The 2,234-nt window shown below is 60.9% G+C and carries 1 protein-coding gene; it reads right to left on the bottom strand.

All coding sequences use genetic code 11. The features are described 5' to 3' along the window. Positions 1-2,225 (bottom strand): non-ribosomal peptide synthetase (locus tag RFA01S_RS27225; RefSeq protein ID WP_255283989.1); only part of this gene is annotated, 2,225 nt, incomplete at its 3' end. Between the last annotated feature and the right edge of the window lie 9 nt (positions 2,226-2,234).

Raw genomic sequence — 2,234 nt, 5'->3', positions numbered from 1 at the left:
ACTTGATCTATTCCCTCGGGCGAGAGCATCTCGAGTGCGGACGGGGTCTGGTTGACGGTGGTGACCTGCTCGTCTACCAGGATTCGGTGAAAGTCCGTTGCGGAGCGGGCGGCATGCTCAGGGATGATCACCAAGCGGCCGCCGTGCAGCAGAGCGCCCCACATCTCCCACACCGACACATCGAACGAGTACGAATGGAACATCGACCACACCTGATCTGGGGAATGTTTGAAAGCATGTTCCGAAGCTGCGTAGGTCTGGGTGACGTTCGTTTGTGTGATGCCGACGCCTTTGGGTGTGCCTGTCGTTCCTGAGGTGTAGATGATGTACGCGAGGAGGTCAGCATTCGGCACCGGCAACGTCGTCGTCGGCTGTTCAGCGACCTTGGGATCCTCGACATCTATCAGTGGGACCCCGGACTTACTGACGCGACCAGCGAGGCTCACCGTGGTCAAAATCGCGGCCGGCGCAGCGTCTTGTAGAACGAATGCCAGGCGCTCGTCAGGGGTGTTGATGTCGATCGGCAAGTAAGCAGAACCCAGCTTCAGCACCGAAAGTATGGCTATCACAGTGTGTTCCGAACGTGGCAGCAACAGTGCAACAACGTCCTCTACTCCCACCCCACGCCCAGCCAACAAATGAGCCAACTGCGTCGATGTGTCGTCCAACTCCTGATACGTCCACGACCGACCCTCGAACACCACCGCTATGACGTCCGGCCGCACCCTCACCTGCTCGGCGAACAACTCCGGAATCGCGGGGTCCACGATCGATTCATTTAGCACTGACCGCGCTCCGAGGGCGTCCAGCTGCGTCAGTTCTCTCTCGTCAAGCAAGTCGATTGACGCCACCGAGCGGTCCGTGCCGGCGAGCATCGTCGTGAGCACCCGCTGCCAGCGGGTAACAAGTTGTTTTACAGTTTCGGCGTCATAGACGTCGGTGCGGTACTCGACCAGACCCCCAATGCCTATGGGACGGCCGGAGTTGTCGAACCGCTCACGCAGGCTGAAAGTCAAGTCCATTCGAGCGGTCAAGGTGTCCGTGCGCTGCGGGGAAATGTCGAGACCTGGCAGAGACAGATCGGGCAGGGTGACGTTTTGCCAGGCGAACAGGATTTGGATCAACGGATGGTGAGCCTGCGTACGGACCGGATTGAGGCGCTCGACAAGCGCATCGAACGGCACATCTTGGTTCGCGAACGCGTCCAGGCTCCGCTCCCGTACCTCCTCCAACAAATCACCGAAGTTCATCTCGGCTGAAACCCGCGTACGCAACACCAGCGTGTTGACGAAAAACCCGACCATGCCGTCAAACTCGGTTCGCCCCCGCCCCGCCGTCGGCACCCCGAACGCCACATCCGCGCTCCCGCTCAAACGCGCCAACAGCACCGAAAGCGCCGCCGACATCACCATGAACGTCGTCGCATTGCGTTCCCGCGCCACAACCCGCACGAGTTCCTGCAGTTCGGCGGGCCATTCGACGACGACTTGGCCGCCCTGATGGTTGGCGACGGCGGGGTAAGGCCGGTCCGTGGGAAGCTCCAGCAGTCCCGCGTATCCAGCGAGGTTCCGCTCCCAGAAAACTGTTTGTCGACCAGATCGGGTATTAGGATCGTCGGCCTCGCCGAGGAGCTTGTGCTGCCAGATTGTGAAGTCGGCGTACTGAACGGGCAACGGCTCCCAGCCTGGCTCCGTCCGGGTGGTGCGGGCCTGATATGCGGTAGTCAGGTCGCGAACCAGCGGCGAGAGAGATGATCCGTCGGCGGCGATGTGGTGCATTGCCAGGGCCAGATGGTGTTCCGTGGTCGAGACTGCGAAAAGCCTTGCACGAAAGGGAATCTCGGTTTCTAAGTCGAAGGCGTGGCGGGTGACAATACCGACCGCCTCATCCAACTGTTGATCGGTCCAGTTGGTGGCGTCGATGACTTTGCAGGCGACAAGCCCTTCAGAGGCATCGAGAATGCACTGCTCGGGCACGCCAGCCGTAGCGGGAAACACTGTGCGAACACTCTCGTGCCGGGCTACGACATCGGCAACCGCCAGGGTCAGCGCGTCGACGTCGAGTAGACCGATTAGGCGTAGTACCAGAGGGATGTTGTATGTCGCCGATGGTCCCTCTAGCTGATGGATGAACCACAACCGACGCTGGGCGAACGACAGCGGCAACTGGGCCGGACGCGCATATGGCTCCCAGATTTGCCTGGTGCCCGACTGTCCTCCACCCACCACACGAGC

This window comes from Rhodococcoides fascians NBRC 12155 = LMG 3623 (genome assembly GCF_001894785.1).
GTDB classification, from domain to species: Bacteria; Actinomycetota; Actinomycetes; order Mycobacteriales; family Mycobacteriaceae; genus Rhodococcoides; species Rhodococcoides fascians.
Note: the sequence above shows the minus strand (reverse complement) of the source record. Positions and strands in the feature narration are given on the sequence as shown.